Origin of the sequence: Bacillus sp. S14(2024) (assembly GCF_050473785.1) — a bacterium.
Taxonomy (GTDB): Bacteria; Bacillota; Bacilli; order Bacillales; family Bacillaceae_G; genus Bacillus_A; species Bacillus_A yunxiaonensis.
This window is the reverse complement of the sequence record NZ_JBFLUP010000006.1, coordinates 931,359-950,646: the sequence shown is the minus strand read 5'-3', so window position 1 is coordinate 950,646 and position 19,288 is coordinate 931,359. Positions and strand designations below refer to the sequence as shown.

The window sequence follows — 19,288 nt, the reverse complement described above, 5'->3', positions numbered from 1 at the left end:
TCTCTCATTTATTTAAAAATAACGTATCTTTTATTATATACTATTTTCCTTCATCATATAAAGTGAAACTTCCATCGGTAGTGGGTTTCTTCATATTCCACCTATCTTCTTCGCTATGTCTTAAGGTTATACATTACTATTCATGAATGCAGAAAAAAACCCGATTTGCTTATAAAGAAATCAGGCTTTTTCCTGTATTAATAACGTCTTATAAATTTAGCAAGATCTTTAAACTTCACTTTATCAGAATAGTTCATCACACCGTTTACATAAATGCGACTTGTAATAAAGTTTAAAAGGAAGATGGTCACAAGTAATAACGATAACGTAATACTAATTTCTAAAGCTCCTGCTTCTCCAGCTACAACACGTGAGAATGTGACCATTGGCGTAAAGAAGGGAATATATGAACCAATAACAACAATTGTACTATTTGGGTCTGTCAATGATTTAATACTAATGAAAAACGCTGCCATAATTAAAATCGCGACTGGAAACGAAACGGATTGTAAGTCTTCTGTTTTGGATACGACAGCTCCAGCTGCTGCATACATCATCGCATATAATAGATACCCTGTAATAAAAAATACAATAAACAGACTAATAACTTTTGCATCTAGCTTCGCAAAATCAATTGGCATCCCAAATAAAGTTGCATCTTCCCATTTTATCCACCCGATTAAAACGGGAACAAAAAAGCCACATGCAAGTATAGCAATTTGCAATAACGCAGTTGAAACAACAGCAAGAATTTTAGCGTACATCATTTGCAGCGGTTTCACTTTTGAAAGCATAACCTCCATAACACGAGAAGATTTTTCCGATGCAATATTCATTGCAATGGTATTTCCAAAAGCCATAATAAACATATACAATACAAAAATAAAAATATATGCAATCCCAAAAGAAGCGGAACGATCTTTTATCGCTTCTTCCTTCACTGAAATATCAGTTTGCAATTGCTGCGCTACATCAGATGAGATCTTATTTTTTAAAAGGACTATTTGTGTATATTGCTGTTTAAAATAGTTTGCTATAATTGCAGACATCTCTTGACTCGAAAAACCATTATACATATAAGTTATTTCAGGAACTCCATTTTTTTCTGTAACGTAAAAAAGGCCATTTAAATCCTCTTTTTCTACTTGTTTACGAAGCTTCTCTAATTGACTTTTCTCTGCTACTTGTATTTGAGTTGATGGAAGGATTTTCTGTAATTCATCTTCTTTTACTTTATACGTCGAACTATCTATTACTATTGCCACCTTATCTTTATCTTTATTTTTATCTTTAGCAGAGGTAAAGTGATTAAAAGCAAAAATACCAAACACTATTAAAAATAAAATTCCACTTGTAATAAGTGATTTTTTGGAGAGAAATGATTCTCTAAAATAAAATGAAAACACATGATAAAATTTACGCATCTTTATTTCGCCCTTTCTACAAAAATTTCATTTAAAGTTGGTTCTAACATTTTAAATTGACGTAAATGTAAACCTTTTTCTTGTAATTTTTGCAAGATTGATAGGGCTTCTGTATCTTTCTGAACTTGAATATAAAGAGAACCAAGACGTTTCTCATACATAATTTGTAATGTTTGCAATGCCTTTTCATTTTCTTCGTTATCTTCAATTGTTAAGTTTCGGAATCCATATTCCTTTTTTATATCATTTAAATAACCTTCTACAACTGCTGTACCTTGCTTTAAAATACACACATGCTGACAAAACGCTTCAACTTGCTCCATACGATGACTCGATAAAATAATTGTTTTTCCTCTTTGAATTTGTTCTTCAATAATATTTGCTAACATAGCAGCGTTCACAGGATCTAATCCACTAAACGGCTCATCTAAAATAAGTAAATCTGGATTGTGCAGAAGCGCTGCAATTAATTGGATTTTTTGTTGATTCCCTTTAGACAACTCTCCTGCACGCTTATATTTATACTCAGGGATCAATAATTTACCTAACCAAAAATCAATTGCTGTATCCACTTCTTTTTTTGTCATTCCTTCTAGTCTCCCAAAATAGCGAAGCTGATCAATGACTCGACTTTTCGTATATAGACCTCTCTCTTCAGGAAGATAACCGATTGTTACACCGCTCTTTGAAATCTCTTTGTTATCCCACGTAATACTTCCTTGATTTGGTGCTAATAAACCTAACAACATTTTAATAGTCGTTGTTTTCCCTGCACCATTTCTTCCGAGCAATCCTAGCACTTCGCCTTTTGGCAATACAAGATTCAACCTATTCACAGCAATATTTTCACCAAACTGTTTGGTTAATTGCTGAATTTGTAATGTCATAAATTTCTCTCCTCATAAATCAAAATATAAATATTTAACAATATATATAAAGAGCATATTTTTACCATATTTTTATTATAACATTGCGCATACTATTCATATAATAAAAATCAATATGCAAAATTGCATCAATTTATTATTAAATTATTGTGATATAATTGAGAATTGAGTTTATACATATTTGGAGGGTAATATGAAGAAAAGAAAATTAACAACACTATTATCTGTTGCATTATTATCTACATCTTTAACAGCATGCAACATGGCGGCAGAAAAAACAACAGCAACAGCAAAAGAAACAAAGGTCCAACTAACGGATCAACAATTAATGGCTGACTTATGGTATCAAACTGCTGGCGAAGTAAAAGCATTATACCATCAAGGCTACAACATAGGTACACAAAAGCTAGATGCAGCTCTTGCTAAGGGGACAAGCAAGAAACCAGCTGTTGTACTAGACTTAGACGAAACCGTTTTAGATAATAGTCCGTACCAAGTAATGACGGTTAAAACAGGAAAAGGCTATCCTTATAAATGGGATGACTGGATTAACAAAGCAGAAGCAGAAGCGCTTCCTGGTGCAATTGATTTCTTAAAATATGCAGACTCTAAAGGTGTAGACATTTACTACATTTCAAATCGTAAAACAAACCAACTAGATGCAACTACTAAAAATTTAGAACATATCGGTGCTCCACAAGCAACAAAAGAGCACATTTTACTACAAGAACCGAAAGAACAAGGAAAAGAAAAGCGCCGTGAACTCGTTTCATCAACACATGACATCGTTTTATTATTTGGTGATAATTTATCAGATTTCACTGGGTTTGATGGATTATCCGTGCAAGATCGTAATAAGAAAGTAGAAGAAACAAAAGCGCAATTTGGTGAAAAATACATCGTTTTCCCTAATCCAATGTATGGTGACTGGGAAGGTGCTTTATATGACTATAACTTTAAAAAATCAGATGCAGAAAAAGATAAAATCCGCAGAGATAACTTAAAATCATTTGAAGATAAAAAGTAAAGGATGGCGCTATGCCATCCTTTACTTTTTATCTTTTATAAGAGGTAAGATAAATACTTCTACTCGTCTATTTTTCGCTCTTCCTTCCGGTGTATCATTCGGTGCGACAGGACGATATTCTCCGTAACCAATTGCACTAAACTTTTGCGGAAGTAATTGTTTATTTTGGAGCAACACTTGCATGAAATTAACAGCACGCTGCGTACTTAACTCCCAGTTAGAAGCAAAATTTGCGTTAGAGATTGGAACATTATCCGTATGTCCTGATACAGTAATTTCTCGAGGAGATGCTGCTACTAATAATGTCGCCATCTCTTGCGCCATGTTCAGCGACTCTGGCTTTACAGTAGCTTGTCCGGAATCAAAGAGTGCGTTATCTAAAATTGTTACCATTAACCCGCGTTCAGTAAGCTCTGTTTTAAACGAGGATGTAAGTCCTTTGTCCTGGATATATGTATCAATTCCTTTTTGCACTTCTTTTAATTCATTCATTTCTTGCTGTTTCACTTCTGCCTCTGCTTGTTTCTTAATCTTTTCAGACTCCGGGCGCTTGTCGGATACATCTTTCTCAGATGCTGGTTTTTGATCACTTAAGAACTCCTTTTTCCCTGTTCCACCTGAGAGCTCTGATTTAAAAGCAACCGCCATTTGTTTAAACTTTGCAGCATCAAGACTACTCATTGCAAACAAAACGATAAATAGTGCAAACAACAAGGTTAACATGTCTGCATATGGAATGAGCCATGTTTCATCGATATGATCCTCATGCTTTTTTTTCTTCTTCTTTCTACTACGCATCTTTTTTCGCTCCCTGCTCTAGCTTTTTACGCTCAGTTTCAGAGAGTGCACCTAGAATGCGGTTCTTCATAACAAATGGGTATGTACCAGCTTGAAGCATTAATAAACATTCAATCATTAAACGTTTCTTCTCAATTTCTTGCGCGGACTTTTGCTTTAATTTGTTCGCAAATGGATGCCACAAAACATAACCAGAGAAAATACCAAAAATCGTTGCAATAAACGCACTGGAAATCGCATGACCTAGCTTATCAATATCTGATAAATTACCTAGTGCAGCTACAAGTCCAATGACAGCTCCTAAAACGCCAAGTGTCGGTGCATAAGTACCAGCTTGCGTGAAAATGCCAGCTCCTTTGGCATGACGCTCTTCTATCGCTTCAATTTCTGCTTCTAATATTTGTTCGAGATCTTCTGCTGATACACCATCAATAACAAATTTCAAACCTCTCATCAGAAATTCATCTTCGACTTTATCTAATTGCTGTTCTAAAGATAAAATACCGTATTTTCTACTTTCTGACGTCCAATGAACAAATAGTTCCAACACTTCTTCATACTTCATTTCCTTTTTGTTATTACCAAAAATAATTTTAAATAATTTAGGAACTCTTTTTAATTGACTCACTGGAAAGGCAATACAGACCGCTGCAATTGTTCCTATAACAATAATTAAAAATGCAGCGAGATTTAATAGAGCACTCAGTGCAGCTCCTTTCAAAAACATTCCTAATACAACGGCAACTATCGCAAGGATAATGCCAATGATTGATGCCAAATCCATCGTTGTTCCCTCCTAGATTATTCGATACAAGTAAGAAGTTACATATCACATTTTAATCGTTACATTGTTCTATATATATATATTACATAAAAAATAGAATTCTTGAAAGATTGCAATGCATCATTTTTAAAAAAATCATGAGGAATCGACTTTTTTTTACAAATTTTTTTCAATTTTGTTACATGAGGGCTCCTTTATTTCTTTTTACATACGATAGACTTATAATGTAAAAAGATAATAAAGTACGAGCATTTTAGAAAGGAATAAATCGGTTAAAAATTATGAAAAAGAGAATTATAAAAAGAACAATTTTAATTTCAATTACGATTCTTATTGTTGTTTCTTTAATAAATTTTGGTTCTAAAGCTTTTACAGGAAATATACATAATCAAGCATCAGCAGTTGAAACAAATCAGGATGCTAAACATCCAAAAGAGGAGATTCCTCCATTCCCAAAAGCAAGTGCAACAGCAAAAAAAATTGATGAACAATTTTCACTTGTAAATAACACTGATTCATTACTCGTTTTAGTAAACAAGCATCGCAAGCTCCCAGATTCCTACACACCACGCGATTTAACAAAACCAAATGTTCCATTTTTAAGTCTGCAAGATAAGGAAAAAACATTACTTCGTAAACCGGCAGCAGATGCCCTAGAAAAAATGTTTGAAGCAGCAAAACAACAAGGGATTGAACTTACTGCAGTATCTGGATTCCGCTCTTACAAGCGACAAGAGTCATTGCATAATACATATGTAAATCGTCAAGGAAAAGAAGCTGCTGATGCGTTAAGTGCTATTCCTGGGACAAGCGAACACCAAACTGGACTTGCCATGGATATTAGCTCTAAATCAGCAAAGTTTCAATTGGAGCCGATATTTGGAGAAACACCTGAAGGAAAGTGGGTAGCGGAGCATGCTCACGAATTCGGATTTATCATTCGCTATCCAGAAGATAAAACAGACATTACAGGATATGATTATGAACCGTGGCATCTTCGTTTTGTCGGCAATCCGCAGGCTACATATTTATATAAACATCACCTGACATTAGAAGAAGCAATGGAAGACAAAAAATAAGAGAGCGATACGCTCTCTTATTTTTTAATCTAATAACCGTTGTTTCCATTCCGCTGGCCAAGGTACTCCTTTTCCTGTTTGTTTAGAAGCCTGTACCATCGCTCCTCGCCCTACTAAGCAAATCTCTCCTGCCTCGTTCTTCACCATATAGTGTAAGTCTAAAGATGAATTTCCAATATTCCCTGCTTTTACATATACTTTTAAATTCTCATCAAAGAACACTTGCTTTAAAAAATTACATTGTAAATCCGCCACTACAATCATTGTTTCTGATTCTGCATGTACCCACTCTTGCATAAAACCAAGCTCTTTAAAAAATTCAATACGCGCTTCTTCAAAATACGTAAATGCAACACCGTTATTCATATGCCCAAACATATCCGTTTCAGAAAAACGAACTTTTATAGGAATATAGAATGAAAATGTACTTTCCCATTGCTTAAAATCTTCAACATAATGAATCTTCTTCACACTATTCAGCTCCTTTGGAATTCCTCTTTCTATATATTATTTGATTTTTCTGAATTAAAAACCTACAAAATTACAATTCATTAAGGTAAAAATAAGTATATTTCAATGTAAAAATATAATTAAGTAACTTAAATAAAAATAATATAAATATTGCCTCTTCAAACTGAAGAGGCAATATAGATTAATAGTTATTGTCACTACCAAAGAAGTCTTTAAATGATTGAATCGTTGTATCACGGTTTAAAGCCGCAATCGATGTCGTTAATGGAATTCCTTTTGGACAAGATTGTACACAGTTTTGTGAGTTACCGCAGTTTGCAAGTCCTCCATCACCCATGATTGCACGTAATCGATCAGCTTTATGCATTTCACCTGTTGGATGTGCATTGAATAAACGAGCTTGTGATAGTGGCGCTGGACCGATAAAGTCAGACTTATCATTTACGTTCGGACATGATTCTAAACATACACCACAAGTCATACATTTTGATAGCTCATATGCCCACTGACGCTTTTTCTCTGGCATTCTTGGCCCTGGACCTAAGTCATACGTACCATCAATCGGAATCCATGCTTTAACACGCTTTAATGCATTAAACATACGGCTGCGATCCACTTGCAAGTCACGAATAACCGGGAATGTTTTCATCGGTTTTAAGCGAATCGGTTGTTCAAGTTGATCAATAAGTGCTGTACATGATTGACGTGGTTTTCCATTAATCACCATCGAACATGCTCCACACACTTCTTCTAAGCAGTTCATATCCCAAGCAATAGGTGTTGTATGATTCCCTTTCGCATCAACAGGATTACGACGAATTTCCATTAGTGCCGAAATGATATTCATATTTGGGCGATATGGAATTTCAAATTCTTGATCATACTCCTGAGAGTTCGGACCATCTTGTCTTGTAATAATAAGGCGGATTGTTTTCTCAGACATGTTGCTTATCCCCCTTCTCTTCTCCCTTAGCAGCTACTTCATGCTTTGAAGAATAGTCGCGCTTACGTGGTTCGATTAATGAAATATCAACGTCTTCGTAATGGAATGCTGGCGCATTTCCTGCTCCCTCAAACTTCGCCATTGTTGTTTTTAAGAAGTTCTCATCATCACGATCTGGGAATTCTGGTTTATAATGTGCACCGCGGCTTTCATTACGGTTATATGCACCAATTGTAATAACACGAGCTAATTCAAGCATATTTGCAAGTTGACGTGTAAACGAAGCACCTTGGTTACTCCATTTCGCCGTATCGTTAATGTTAATGCGTTTATAACGCTCCATTAACTCTTGGATTTTCGCATCTGTGTCTAATAATTTTTTATTTTCACGAACTACTGTTACGTTATCTGTCATCCATTCCCCAAGCTCTTTATGAAGAACATATGCATTTTCATTACCATCTAACGTTAAAATATTGTTGAATTTTTCTGTTTCGATTAATTCATTTTGCTCATATACAGAAGATGATACTGCATCAGATGATTTTCCAAGACCTTTCATATATTCAATTGCATTTGGTCCCGCTACCATACCGCCGTAAATCGCTGATAATAATGAGTTAGCACCTAGTCGGTTACCACCGTGCATAGAGTAGTCACATTCACCCGCTGCAAATAACCCTGGAATATTTGTCATTTGTTTATAGTCAACCCATAGTCCGCCCATTGAGTAGTGAACAGCTGGGAAGATTTTCATTGGTACTTTACGTGGATCATCACCCATGAATTTTTCATAGATTTCAATAATACCACCTAGTTTAATATCAAGCTCTTTCGGATCTTTATGAGAAAGATCAAGATATACCATGTTTTCACCGTTAATACCAAGCTTTTGCTCAACACATACATCGAAAATTTCACGCGTTGCAATATCACGAGGTACAAGGTTTCCGTATGCTGGATATTTCTCTTCAAGGAAATACCAAGGCTTACCGTCTTTATATGTCCAAACGCGGCCACCTTCACCACGTGCAGATTCACTCATTAGGCGTAATTTATCATCGCCTGGAATTGCTGTTGGGTGAATTTGAATAAACTCACCGTTTGCATAATATGCACCTTGCTGATACACAGCAGATGCTGCTGTACCTGTATTAATAATAGAGTTCGTAGATTTTCCGAAGATGATACCAGGACCACCTGTTGCCATAATTACAGCATCAGCTGGAAAACTTTTAATCTCCATAGATTTTAAGTCTTGCGCTACGATCCCGCGGCATACGCCTTCGTCATCCACAACAGCGCGTAAGAAATCCCAGCCCTCATATTTCGTAACAAGACCTGCTACTTCATGACGGCGCACTTGCTCATCTAATGCATATAATAATTGCTGTCCTGTTGTTGCACCAGCAAATGCTGTGCGGTGATGCTGCGTTCCACCAAAGCGACGGAAATCTAGTAAACCTTCTTCCGTACGGTTAAACATAACACCCATGCGATCCATTAAATGAATAATACCAGGCGCTGCATCGCACATCGCTTTTACAGGAGGCTGGTTCGCTAAGAAGTCCCCTCCATAAATTGTATCGTCAAAGTGAATCCACGGAGAATCCCCTTCACCTTTTGTATTTACAGCACCGTTAATGCCGCCTTGTGCACATACAGAGTGAGAACGTTTCACTGGTACTAAAGAGAATAGTTCTACATTCACGCCTGCTTCCGCTGCTTTAATCGTTGCCATTAAGCCGGCTAATCCACCGCCAACTACAATAAGTTTCCCTTTCATGCTTTCCCACTCCTTACAAGTTTGCTAGACTCGGATTAATGAACGCAAGTAATGCGCTCACTCCTACGTAAGATAACGCTAAGAAAATTACTAATGTTACATACGTAGAAATACGCTGCGAACGTGGTGACACCGTGATACCCCAGCTAATACAGAATGTCCATAATCCATTTGCAAAGTGGAAAATAGCCGATACAACCCCTACTAAGTAGAAACCGAACATAAATGGATTGCTTAAAAGATTTGCCATCATATCATAGTTTACCGTTTGTCCCAATGCAGCTTGAATGCGCGTTTCCCAAACGTGCCAAGCTAAGAAAATCAGCGTAAATACTCCTGTGAATCGTTGCAGAACGAACATCCAGTTACGGAAGTAGCTGTAAGATGTCGCATTGTTCTTTGCTGTAAATGCGATATATAAACCGTATACAGCATGGTACAACAATGGTAAGAAAATCACAAAGATTTCTAATGCGTACCGGAATGGAAGCATTTCCATAAAATGAGCAGCATTATTGAAAGCCTCTGCTCCTTGTGTTGCAAAGTGGTTTACTACTAAATGTTGTGTCACAAAGACACCGATTGGAATGACACCCATTAATGAGTGCCACTTGCGAAACGTATACTCGCGGCCTTTCATGTCCCCTTTACCCCCCTTGAATGTTTGACTACTGTTTGTCACGTTACTTTATAACAATAGCATTTTTTCACTATTGCTATAAGAAAAACTGAAAAAATTATTCGCAATATTTCAGCATAATTTGATACCAAGTTCATTTTACTCCTATTTTTGTCGAAGCGTCAAGAAAACGTATACATAATCTGTATATAATTTTTATATTCTTTTTTTCATTCTCTACATCAGATTTTTTCCTAAGAAATAGCTGTGTTTATCTATATAAGATGGTATATAATATTGGCAGTATAGAAAGTGGGGAATATTGTGAGTACAAAAAAAATTGAGAGCGAATCTTTACAAAATATTTCAATGAATGCTTTTGCCTACGAATTGCTTCGTGAAGAATTACTCCCTGACTTAATAGGGAAAGAATTAGATGCTATTTTATATTGGGCTGGCAGGAACTTAGCACGAAAATATCCATTAGAAACAATTGATGAAGTGATTCAATTTTTCGTAAAAGCTGGATGGGGTGACTTAACCATCATTGAACATAAACGCCGTGAAATGCAATTTAAACTAACTGGTGATCTTATTAAGGAACGCCAACAACAAAATAGACACTCTTCTTACCAATTAGAAGCTGGTTTTATTGCAGAACAAATTCAAAAACAGCGTGGTGTGATTGCTGAATCTTATGAGGAACAAAAAAAGCGTTCTGACTCTATTATGATTCTTGTACAATGGGATGTAAAAGATCCTGTCGAAGTATAATGTCATTCTATAAAGTCAACTAGACATAACAATGTCCAGTTGACTTTTTTATCTATATATATTTTTATATTCCTGAGCTATCACTAAAAAAATAGAAGACACTGTAAATTACAATGTCTTCCCTGTTAAATATGAATGAATAGTCTCTGCTATTTTTTGCGGCATTCCTGCTTCTATAATGTCTGTAACAGACGCTTCTTTCATTTTCTTAAGAGAACCAAAATGTTTTAAAAGTGCTTTCTTCCGCTTTTCTCCTACTCCCGGTATATCATCCAATGCCGATTGAATCACAGATTTCCCGTGAATTTGACGATGGAATGTAATAGCAAAACGGTGCACTTCATCTTGAATACGCTGCAATAAGTAAAACTCTTGACTATTACGCTCTAACATAACAGGTTCAGGCGGTTCACCAATTATTAAATGTGACGTGCGATGTTTATCATCTTTTACGAGTCCTGCTGTTGGAATAAAAAGACCCAGTTCATTTTCTAACACATCACATACCGCAGCTAAATGACCTTTTCCACCATCGATTACAATTAAATCAGGAAGAGGCAAGTTTTCTTTTAAAGCACGTGTGTAACGGCGGCGCACAACTTCGCGCATCGATTCATAATCATCCGGTCCTTGCACTGTTTTAATTTTATATTTTCGATACTCTTTTTTTGCAGGTTTTCCATCAATAAAGACAATCATGGCGGAAACTGGGTTTACCCCTTGAATGTTAGAGTTATCAAACGCTTCAATTCTGTGCGGCGTTTCAATCCCAAGATGTTCGCCTAAGTTTTCTACAGCCTTAATTGAACGTTCTTCATCGCGTTCAATTAAATAAAATTTTTCATGCAGCGCAATTTTAGCATTCTTACTCGCTAAGTCAACGAGTTCTTTTTTCTTGCCGCGTTTTGGCTGCGTCGCTTCTACTTCTAAAAATTTTCCGATCAGTTCATTATCAATGCTGCTTGGTACAACAATTTCTTTCGGTTTAAAATGATTATTTTGTTCATAAAATTGCCCGATAAATGTCAAGAAACCTTCTTCTGGATCATCATAAATAGGAAACATCGAAACATCTCGCTCGATTAACTTTCCTTTTCGAACAAAGAAAACTTGCACACACATCCAGCCTTTATCTACCGCATAACCAAACACATCGCGGTCGACTAAGTCACTCATAATCATCTTCTGTTTTTCCATGATCGCATCTATATGAGCAATTTGATCTCGTAATTCTTTCGCTCGTTCGAACTCTAATTTTTCCGATGCTTCATACATTTTCGCTTCCAATTCCGAACGAACTTCTTTATGTCCACCATTTAAAAACTTAATAATCCCATCTACAATTTCCTTATTTTGTTCATCCGTTACTTCTTTCACACAAGGAGCTAAACATTGTCCCATATGATAATATAAACAAACTTTATCTGGTATATTTGTACATTTCCGAAGTGGATACATACGATCTAACAATTTTTTTGTTTCATGAGCCGACTGCGAATTTGGATACGGGCCAAAATATTTTCCTTTATCCTTTTTCACATTTCTCGTGATGAGCAAACGCGGCTGTTTTTCAGCTGTAATTTTAATAAATGGGTATGTTTTATCATCTTTTAATTGGATGTTATATTTTGGATCATATTTTTTGATTAAATTTAATTCTAAAATGAGTGCCTCCAGATTCGAGGAGGTCACAATATACTCAAAGTCAACAATTTCTCCGACAAGACGTAGTGTTTTCCCATCGTGCGATCCGGTAAAATACGAGCGCACACGATTTTTTAACACCTTTGCCTTCCCAACATATATAACTGTTCCTTGCTTATCTTTCATTAAATAACAGCCCGGTTGATCTGGTAAAATCGCTAACTTCTCTTTTAAATGCTCGTGCACTCGTATTCCTCCGTTCCTCGCATGTTTATCATTCTTGTTTCCCCTAGAAAAATACAACACGCTATTTTCCCAACATACGTTCTTTTATTGTAATGGAAAGCAGAAAAAAATGAAAACATTATACACGTTTTCCTCTTTTCGCTCCACAACTAAATGGAACATTTTTCTGCATAATAAAAAAGCTGCCTCGCAGCAGCTTTTTTATTATTAGAAGTGTTTAGATACTAATTCAACTAACGCTTCTTTCGGTTTGTAACCTAATGCTTGATCAACCACTTTACCATCTTTTACTACGAAAAGAGATGGAATGCTCATTACTTCGAATTTACGAGCTGTTTCTTGGTTTTCATCAACATCTACTTTTACTACCTTTACTTTATCGCCTAATTCTGCATCGATTTCTTCTAATACAGGAGCGATCATTTTACAAGGGCCACACCAAGGTGCCCAGAAATCTACTAATACAACACCTTCGCTTGTTTCAGCTGCGAAAGTTTGGTCAGTTGCGTTTACAATTGCCATTTTATTTCCTCCTTTATAAGCTTTCTAACCAAAGTATATCATTATCTTATATACGTGGCGAATAATATGTATCGTTAAGTATTGTATCAAATAATCATGCCTTTATACTATAAGAAAGTATTACTTTCCATACGAAAAAGCGAGAAGCAGGGGACCTCTCGCCTTCCTTTATTTATATAGGGGTAATTACTTAATGGGAACCCATTATGCATAACGTAAGACTCAAGAATGTACTTTTAACTTTTTGAATTCTTCTGTTAGAAGCGGTAACACCTCAAATAAGTCGCCAACGATGCCATAGTCAGCTACTTTAAAAATGTTTGCTTCAGGATCTTTATTAATTGCTACAATAATCTTTGAGTTAGACATACCAGCCAAATGTTGAATCGCACCAGAAATACCACATGCGATATATAAATCTGGTGTTACAACTTTACCCGTTTGTCCAATTTGCAATGAATAGTCGCAGTACTCTGCATCACAAGCTCCACGAGAAGCACCAACTGCTCCGCCAAGCACATCTGCTAATTCTTTTAACGGCTTGAAACCTTCTTCACTCTTCACACCGCGTCCGCCTGCGATAATGACTTTTGCCTCAGAAAGGTCTACACCTTCTGCTGTTTTGCGAACAACTTCTTTAATCACTGTACGCAAATCTTTTACGTCGACTGTCATAGAAGAAACATCGCCTTCACGTGCTTCATCTTTTTCAAGCGGCGCAATGTTATTTGGACGAATTGTCACAAATAATACACCGTCTGTTACAATCTTTTTCTCAAATGCTTTACCAGAGTAAATCGGGCGTGTGAACACAACGTTTCCACCAGCCACTTCTAACGCTGTCACGTCAGAAACAAGACCTGCATGTAATTTCGCTGCAAGTTTTGGTGATAAATCTTTCCCAAGCGCTGTATGTCCAAAGACAATTCCTTCTGGCTTTTCTTCTTCATACACTGCTAGAAATGCTTGTGCATATCCATCAGATGTATATGAGCTTAACTTATCGCTTTCAACTGTCACAACGCGATCTGCACCGTAATGAATCAGTTCTTTCGCAAATGAAGCGACGCTTTCACCTAGTAAAAGACCGACAACTTCACCGCCCTCTGCAATTGTTTTTGCTGCTGCTACTGCCTCAAATGAAACGTTACGTAAAGATCCGTCACGAACTTCTCCCATTACTAATACTTTACGAGCCATATGTTTTCCCTCCTGGATATCCTAGTATTTTTTAAACTACTTTCGCTTCTGTATGCAACAACGATACAAGTTCTTTTACTTGATCTTGCAGTTCGCCTTGTAACACTTTTCCAGCATCTTTCTTAGGAGGTAAATAGATTTCAATTGTTTTTGTTTTCGCTTCTACATCATCTTCATCTAAATCTAAATCATCTAATTCTAAAGTTTCCAGCGGCTTTTTCTTCGCTTTCATAATACCTGGAAGCGATGGATAACGCGGTTCATTTAAACCTTGCTGTGCCGTTACTAAAAGTGGTAATGTCGTTTCAATTACTTCTGTATCCCCTTCAACATCACGCTCGATTTTCACGTTTGTACCGTCAATTTCAAGCTTTGTAATTGTTGTTACATAAGGGATATTAAGCGCTTCAGCTACACGTGGGCCAACTTGGCCAGATGCACCGTCAATCGCTACATTACCAGCCAAAATTAAATCGACATCCTTCTCTTTTAAGTATTCAGTAAGTATTTTTGCTGTTGTATATTGATCTCCATTTTCAACATCGTCTTCAATATTAATTAATACCGCTTTATCACAGCCCATCGCTAGTGCCGTGCGAAGTTCTTTTTCACTATCTTCACCGCCAACTGTAACGACTGTAATTTCACCGCCTTGCGCATCTCTTACTTGAATTGCTTCTTCAATCGCATATTCATCGTAAGGGTTGATGATGAATTCCGCTTCGCCATCGTAAATTGCACCGTTCTTAATTGCGATTTTTTCTTCAGTATCAAATGTTCGTTTCATGAGTACGTAGATGTTCATTCTATTTACCCCCTTGTTTTTTATAAAAAAATTTAGTTAATTACAATATTCAGTTAATTTATATTAAAAAAATATAGAACTACCTGCCACTAAAAGAAGGTTTACGTTTTTCTAAGAAAGCAGCAACACCTTCTCTTCCATCTCCACTTGTAAATACTTCACCAAATAACTGTGCCTCGCGTTGCACGCCTTCATAATAAGAAGAAGATTTTGTTGTTTGCAATAGCTCAAGCACCGAACGGACAGATGCTGCGCTTTTTCCTGCAATCTTTTTCGCTAGCTTTAGCGTTTCTTCCAGTAATACTTCTTCAGGGAATGCTCGATTTGCAAGTCCATATTCAGCTGCTTCCATACCTGAAATTGGATCGCTTGTTAACATCATTTCACAAGCTTTTGCTTTCCCGACATAACGTGGTAAACGCTGCGTCCCAGCAAAACCAGGAATCAATCCTAGCGTTAACTCCGGCAAACCAATTTTTGCAGTTTCACTTACAAAGCGCATATGGCAAGACATTGCAAATTCTAAACCGCCGCCAAGTGCTGCACCATGAATAGCCGCAATAATTGGTTTTGAAAACTTTTCAACACGTTCAAAAATTACTTGCCCATGTTGTGATAATTTCGTAGCCTCTCTTGCTTCTTCAACAGAAGTGAATTCCTTAATATCCGCTCCCGCTGAAAAAAAGCGACCTTCTCCATGAACAAGTACAACGCGCACATTTTCGTCCGTTTCCACTGCATCAAGAAGTTCACCAACTTCACTAATGACTTGTGAAGACATCGCATTTGCCGGCGGATGATTAATCTTTACAATTGCTACGTAATCTTCCACCGTTACAGATAGGAAATTCAAATGTACTCCCTCCCCATTAATTGCGGTAACCACAAGCTGCTACTAATAGCTCATGCACCGTTTTTGAAATTGCGACCAAATCATATTTATGATCGCTCATTACCCAGTTGGTTACAACTTCATCTACTGTTCCAAAGATCATTTGTCTTGCCACGCGGACATTTAAATCTGCGCGAAATTCTCCTTGTTTTATGCCAGTTTCTAAAATTTCATCCATGACTTGCAAGTACCCTTTCAGCACTTCATTAATTTTGAGGCGTAATTCTTGGTTGGATTGACGAAGTTCTAGTTGCGTAACGATAGCAAGAGGATCATTTTTCGACAGTAAAGAGAAGTGCGTTTCTACCAACATAAATAACTTCTCTACAGCGCTTTCAATTCCTGCTGTTTTTTGCCGAATTGTTTCAATAAATTCTCCCATCTTCTCCTGAAATAGAGATATCAATATATCTTCTTTATTTTTAAAATATAAATAAATAGTTCCATCGGCAACACCAGCTTGTTTTGCTATTTTAGAAACTTGCGCTTGGTGATATCCATTTTCCGCGATGACAATCACCGCTGCATCAATAATTTGGTTATATTTTGGTCGATTCTTTTTCACAGTACTATCCCCTTCAAGAAGATGACTGAATGATGATTCATTCACAATTTAATAATACTGACTATTTAAAATATTGTCAATACTACTCCTCCAAAAAAAGAAAGGGCGTTTAGCCCGTCTGCTCATCTTCTTGTTTTCGCAACTCTTCCTCAACAAGCACACGACGTAAAATTTTTCCGACAGTTGTTTTCGGCAACTCTTTCCGAAACTCATATATTTTAGGAACTTTGTATGCCGCTAAATATTTACGAGCAAACTCATTTAATTCTTCTTCTGAACATGTTAGACCATCTTTTATAACAACGAAAGCCTTTACTGTTTCACCGCGGTATGGATCAGGCACACCAAGAACGACAACTTCTTGCACCTTTTCGTGCTCATACAATACTTCTTCTACTTCGCGCGGATATACGTTAAATCCACTAGCAACAATCATGTCTTTCTTACGATCTTTCACATAAAAAAAGCCATTTTCGTCCATATATCCAACATCACCCGTATGAAGCCAGCCATCTTGCAACACTGCTGCCGTTTCCTCCGGTTTATTCCAATAACCTTTCATCACTTGCGGGCCCTTCACAACGATTTCTCCAATCTCTCCTATCGGCAATGCTTCACCTGTCTCCAGCGAAATAATGCACGCATCCGTATCTGGCCACGGCACACCAATACTTCCCGGCACCCGTCTTGCCCATAAAAAGTTACCATGTGTAACCGGGGATGATTCCGTTAAGCCATATCCTTCTACAAGCTTTCCTCCCGTTACACTTTCAAATTGTTCTTGCACTTCAACCGGAAGCGGGGCGGAACCACTAATACATGCGCTAATGGAAGAAATATCATATTTATGAAGCTCAGGATAGTTTAATAGCGCAATATACATAGTCGGGGCTCCAGGAAATAACGTAACACGATGTTTTTTAATCGCCTCTAGCATCATTTTAATATCAAATTTCGGAACGAGCACCATCTTATACGCTTGCATAATTGATAAATTCATTACTGCCGTCATACCATATACATGAAAAAATGGAAGTACACCAAGAATGACTTCTTCTCCTTTTCTGCAATTATACAACCAATGCATACCCATAATTGTATTTGATACAAGATTTTTATGCGTGAGCATTACACCCTTTGGAAACCCTGTCGTCCCGCCTGTATATTGCAGAAGTGCTACATCTTCTTCAGGATCACACGAAATGTCTACCGCTTCATCCCCTGCATGTTCAATGGAATTCCAAACGTGGATATTCTCACTTTCTCTTACATTCACCACAAGGTTCGTTTGTTTCTTTTGTATAAATGGATATAATAAATTTTTCGGAAATGGTAAAAAATCTGCGATACGCGTTACGATGACATGCTCAATATCGGTTGAGGACTGCACATTGCTGACTTTCGGAAACACTAAATCGAGGCACAGAATGACTTTCGCTCCTGAATCATGAAGCTGATATTCAAGCTCTCGTTCTGTATAAAGCGGATTCGTTTGCACGACAATACCGCCAGCTAATAGTGTTCCATAATAACCGATAACACCTTGCGGGCAGTTTGGCAGCATAATAGCAACTCGGTCCCCTTTTTCTATTCCTAGTTTGCGAAGATAGTTGGCGAATTGCCTAACTTTACGATCTAGTTCTGAAAATGTAATATCTTTCCCAAGAAAATGAAGCGCTTTCTTATCTGAATATTGTGAAGCTGTTTGCTGTAAATACACATGAAGAGGCTGCATATCGTAGGAAATTGTATGCGGAATTTCCTTTGGATAACTGTTTAGCCAGGGCCTTTCCATATTAAAAACTCCCCCTTCTCTACATTATAAAACTACCATCAGCGTATCATTCTCCTACACTAACGGTCTGCTTTCCTCTAAAACAAGGAAAACTGAATGTGTATTCATGTTGCTTATTTTTATTATATTATAGGGATTATCACGTTACAATCATAATATTCAGACTATTTTATAACTATTACCATCCCACAAGCATTCTCCAACAAACAAGTGTAATTACTCCCGTTAATAAAGAAAGCACAACTTGTCTTTTCCATACCCCTATACCAAATGCCACAATACCTGCAACGATATACTCAGAACTCCAGCTTCCTTCTTTCATATAAAACAGAATAAGTGGAATTGTTAACGAAACAAAATGCTCTAAGTTATTCTTTTGTTCTGTTATAATGTTGTGAAGAAGGATTGACATAGTAATCTAATGACAATGAAAATCCTTTATTTTTCTTTATACATAGAAGGAAACTATAAAACTTTCACGAATTTACCATTTGAATCTAATCATAGGAGGTTTTTTCTATGTTCCAAACAATTGAAGGCTTTTTAACATCTTGGAAATACGAAGCAGAGTCAACTCAAAAGATATTAGATGCTCTTACTGATGAATCGTTAAAACAAGCAATCACACCGGAAAACTGGACGTTAGGCCGTATTGCATGGCATATTGTCACTGCTATTCCTGTCATTACATCCCGTACAGGATTAAAGTTTGAAGGAGAAACGAAGGATTACCCTGTTCCAACGTCAGCTCAGCATATCGCAGACAGCTACCGTCAAATGAATGAAGCATTTACTCAAGCAATAAAAACACAATGGACAGATAAGGACTTAGCAACGATAAATGATTTCTTCGGAAGACCAATGCCAAATTCAATATTTTTAATGACTGTCATCAACCATCAAAACCATCATCGCGGTCAAATGACGGTACTCATGCGTCAAGCCGGATTAAAGGTTCCTGGTATTTACGGCCCTGCAAAAGAAGAATGGGCTCTAGCTGGAATGGAAGCTCCGCAGATGTAGTATT

Annotated in this window: 20 protein-coding genes; 4 read left to right on the top strand and 16 right to left on the bottom strand. The window is 36.9% G+C overall.

Going from position 1 to position 19,288, the window contains the following annotated elements:
• Positions 1-197: 197 nt before the first annotated feature.
• Together AB1279_RS05120 and AB1279_RS05115 are read right to left on the bottom strand one after the other, a co-directional pair.
• A complete protein-coding gene (locus AB1279_RS05120; protein ID WP_429758060.1) occupies positions 198-1,424 on the bottom strand; it encodes an ABC transporter permease in 1,227 nt (408 codons plus the stop codon).
• Between the two features lie 2 nt (positions 1,425-1,426).
• Positions 1,427-2,311 (bottom strand): ABC transporter ATP-binding protein, encoded by an 885-nt coding sequence (locus AB1279_RS05115; RefSeq protein ID WP_429758059.1) that lies wholly within the window; start codon positions 2,309-2,311, stop codon positions 1,427-1,429.
• A 193-nt stretch (positions 2,312-2,504) separates the two neighbouring features.
• On the opposite strand from AB1279_RS05115, the gene AB1279_RS05110 reads away from it, so the two are divergent.
• Entirely contained in the window at positions 2,505-3,338 is an 834-nt protein-coding gene (locus tag AB1279_RS05110) for a 5'-nucleotidase, lipoprotein e(P4) family (RefSeq protein WP_429758058.1), read from the top strand.
• A gap of 21 nt (positions 3,339-3,359) precedes the next feature.
• Here the strand turns inward: AB1279_RS05110 and motB are convergent, their stop codons facing one another.
• The gene (gene motB / locus AB1279_RS05105) at positions 3,360-4,136 is read right to left on the bottom strand and encodes a flagellar motor protein MotB (protein WP_429758057.1); all 777 of its coding nucleotides are present in this window, start codon (positions 4,134-4,136) and stop codon (positions 3,360-3,362) included.
• Positions 4,129-4,920, bottom strand: coding sequence for a flagellar motor stator protein MotA (gene motA / locus AB1279_RS05100; RefSeq protein WP_429758056.1), 792 nt, complete (start codon positions 4,918-4,920; stop codon positions 4,129-4,131). Before motA ends, motB begins: the two co-directional genes overlap by 8 nt.
• 296 nt (positions 4,921-5,216) lie before the next feature.
• On the opposite strand from motA, the gene AB1279_RS05095 reads away from it, so the two are divergent.
• Positions 5,217-5,999, top strand: a complete 783-nt coding sequence (locus AB1279_RS05095) for a M15 family metallopeptidase (protein ID WP_429761303.1) — start codon at positions 5,217-5,219, stop codon at positions 5,997-5,999.
• A 24-nt stretch (positions 6,000-6,023) separates the two neighbouring features.
• Here AB1279_RS05095 and AB1279_RS05090 read toward each other — a convergent pair whose 3' ends face one another.
• The 4 genes from AB1279_RS05090 to AB1279_RS05075 all read right to left on the bottom strand — a co-directional run bounded on the left by AB1279_RS05090 (position 6,024) and on the right by AB1279_RS05075 (position 9,839).
• Positions 6,024-6,470 (bottom strand): acyl-CoA thioesterase, encoded by a 447-nt coding sequence (locus AB1279_RS05090; RefSeq protein ID WP_429753673.1) that lies wholly within the window; start codon positions 6,468-6,470, stop codon positions 6,024-6,026.
• A 181-nt stretch (positions 6,471-6,651) separates the two neighbouring features.
• Positions 6,652-7,413 carry a succinate dehydrogenase iron-sulfur subunit gene (gene sdhB / locus AB1279_RS05085; protein WP_336481862.1) on the bottom strand — a complete coding sequence of 254 codons (762 nt, stop codon included), beginning with the start codon at positions 7,411-7,413 and terminating at the stop codon, positions 6,652-6,654.
• Positions 7,406-9,199, bottom strand: a complete 1,794-nt coding sequence (sdhA, locus tag AB1279_RS05080) for a succinate dehydrogenase flavoprotein subunit (protein ID WP_336481863.1) — start codon at positions 9,197-9,199, stop codon at positions 7,406-7,408. Before sdhA ends, sdhB begins: the two co-directional genes overlap by 8 nt.
• A gap of 13 nt (positions 9,200-9,212) precedes the next feature.
• Positions 9,213-9,839, bottom strand: a complete 627-nt coding sequence (locus AB1279_RS05075) for a succinate dehydrogenase cytochrome b558 subunit (protein WP_336481864.1) — start codon at positions 9,837-9,839, stop codon at positions 9,213-9,215.
• Positions 9,840-10,187: 348 nt separating this feature from the next.
• Here AB1279_RS05075 and AB1279_RS05070 point away from each other — a divergent pair, with 348 nt between their 5' ends.
• Positions 10,188-10,592 carry a YslB family protein gene (locus tag AB1279_RS05070; protein ID WP_429761302.1) on the top strand — a complete coding sequence of 135 codons (405 nt, stop codon included), beginning with the start codon at positions 10,188-10,190 and terminating at the stop codon, positions 10,590-10,592.
• A gap of 108 nt (positions 10,593-10,700) precedes the next feature.
• Here AB1279_RS05070 and uvrC read toward each other — a convergent pair whose 3' ends face one another.
• The 8 genes from uvrC to AB1279_RS05030 all read right to left on the bottom strand — a co-directional run bounded on the left by uvrC (position 10,701) and on the right by AB1279_RS05030 (position 18,673).
• On the bottom strand, positions 10,701-12,482 hold the full coding sequence (uvrC, locus tag AB1279_RS05065; RefSeq protein ID WP_429758055.1) for an excinuclease ABC subunit UvrC: 1,782 nt from the start codon (positions 12,480-12,482) through the stop codon (positions 10,701-10,703).
• Positions 12,483-12,689: 207 nt separating this feature from the next.
• Positions 12,690-13,004 (bottom strand): thioredoxin, encoded by a 315-nt coding sequence (trxA, locus tag AB1279_RS05060; RefSeq protein WP_336481867.1) that lies wholly within the window; start codon positions 13,002-13,004, stop codon positions 12,690-12,692.
• A 222-nt stretch (positions 13,005-13,226) separates the two neighbouring features.
• Positions 13,227-14,204: an electron transfer flavoprotein subunit alpha/FixB family protein gene (locus AB1279_RS05055; protein ID WP_429758054.1), complete on the bottom strand. Its 978-nt coding sequence runs from the start codon at positions 14,202-14,204 to the stop codon at positions 13,227-13,229.
• 31 nt (positions 14,205-14,235) lie between these two features.
• On the bottom strand, positions 14,236-15,009 hold the full coding sequence (gene etfB / locus AB1279_RS05050; RefSeq protein ID WP_429753669.1) for an electron transfer flavoprotein subunit beta: 774 nt from the start codon (positions 15,007-15,009) through the stop codon (positions 14,236-14,238).
• A 79-nt stretch (positions 15,010-15,088) separates the two neighbouring features.
• Positions 15,089-15,862: an enoyl-CoA hydratase gene (locus AB1279_RS05045; RefSeq protein WP_429758053.1), complete on the bottom strand. Its 774-nt coding sequence runs from the start codon at positions 15,860-15,862 to the stop codon at positions 15,089-15,091.
• Positions 15,863-15,878: 16 nt separating this feature from the next.
• Positions 15,879-16,466, bottom strand: coding sequence for a TetR/AcrR family transcriptional regulator (locus AB1279_RS05040; protein WP_429758052.1), 588 nt, complete (start codon positions 16,464-16,466; stop codon positions 15,879-15,881).
• Positions 16,467-16,575: 109 nt separating this feature from the next.
• Complete coding sequence (locus tag AB1279_RS05035) at positions 16,576-18,261, bottom strand: long-chain-fatty-acid--CoA ligase (protein ID WP_429758051.1); 1,686 nt, start codon at positions 18,259-18,261, stop codon at positions 16,576-16,578.
• Between the two features lie 178 nt (positions 18,262-18,439).
• Positions 18,440-18,673: an AzlD domain-containing protein gene (locus AB1279_RS05030; RefSeq protein ID WP_429758050.1), complete on the bottom strand. Its 234-nt coding sequence runs from the start codon at positions 18,671-18,673 to the stop codon at positions 18,440-18,442.
• Positions 18,674-18,780: 107 nt separating this feature from the next.
• Between AB1279_RS05030 and AB1279_RS05025 the strand changes: the two genes are divergently transcribed.
• Positions 18,781-19,284, top strand: coding sequence for a DinB family protein (locus AB1279_RS05025; RefSeq protein ID WP_429758049.1), 504 nt, complete (start codon positions 18,781-18,783; stop codon positions 19,282-19,284).
• Positions 19,285-19,288 lie beyond the last annotated feature (4 nt).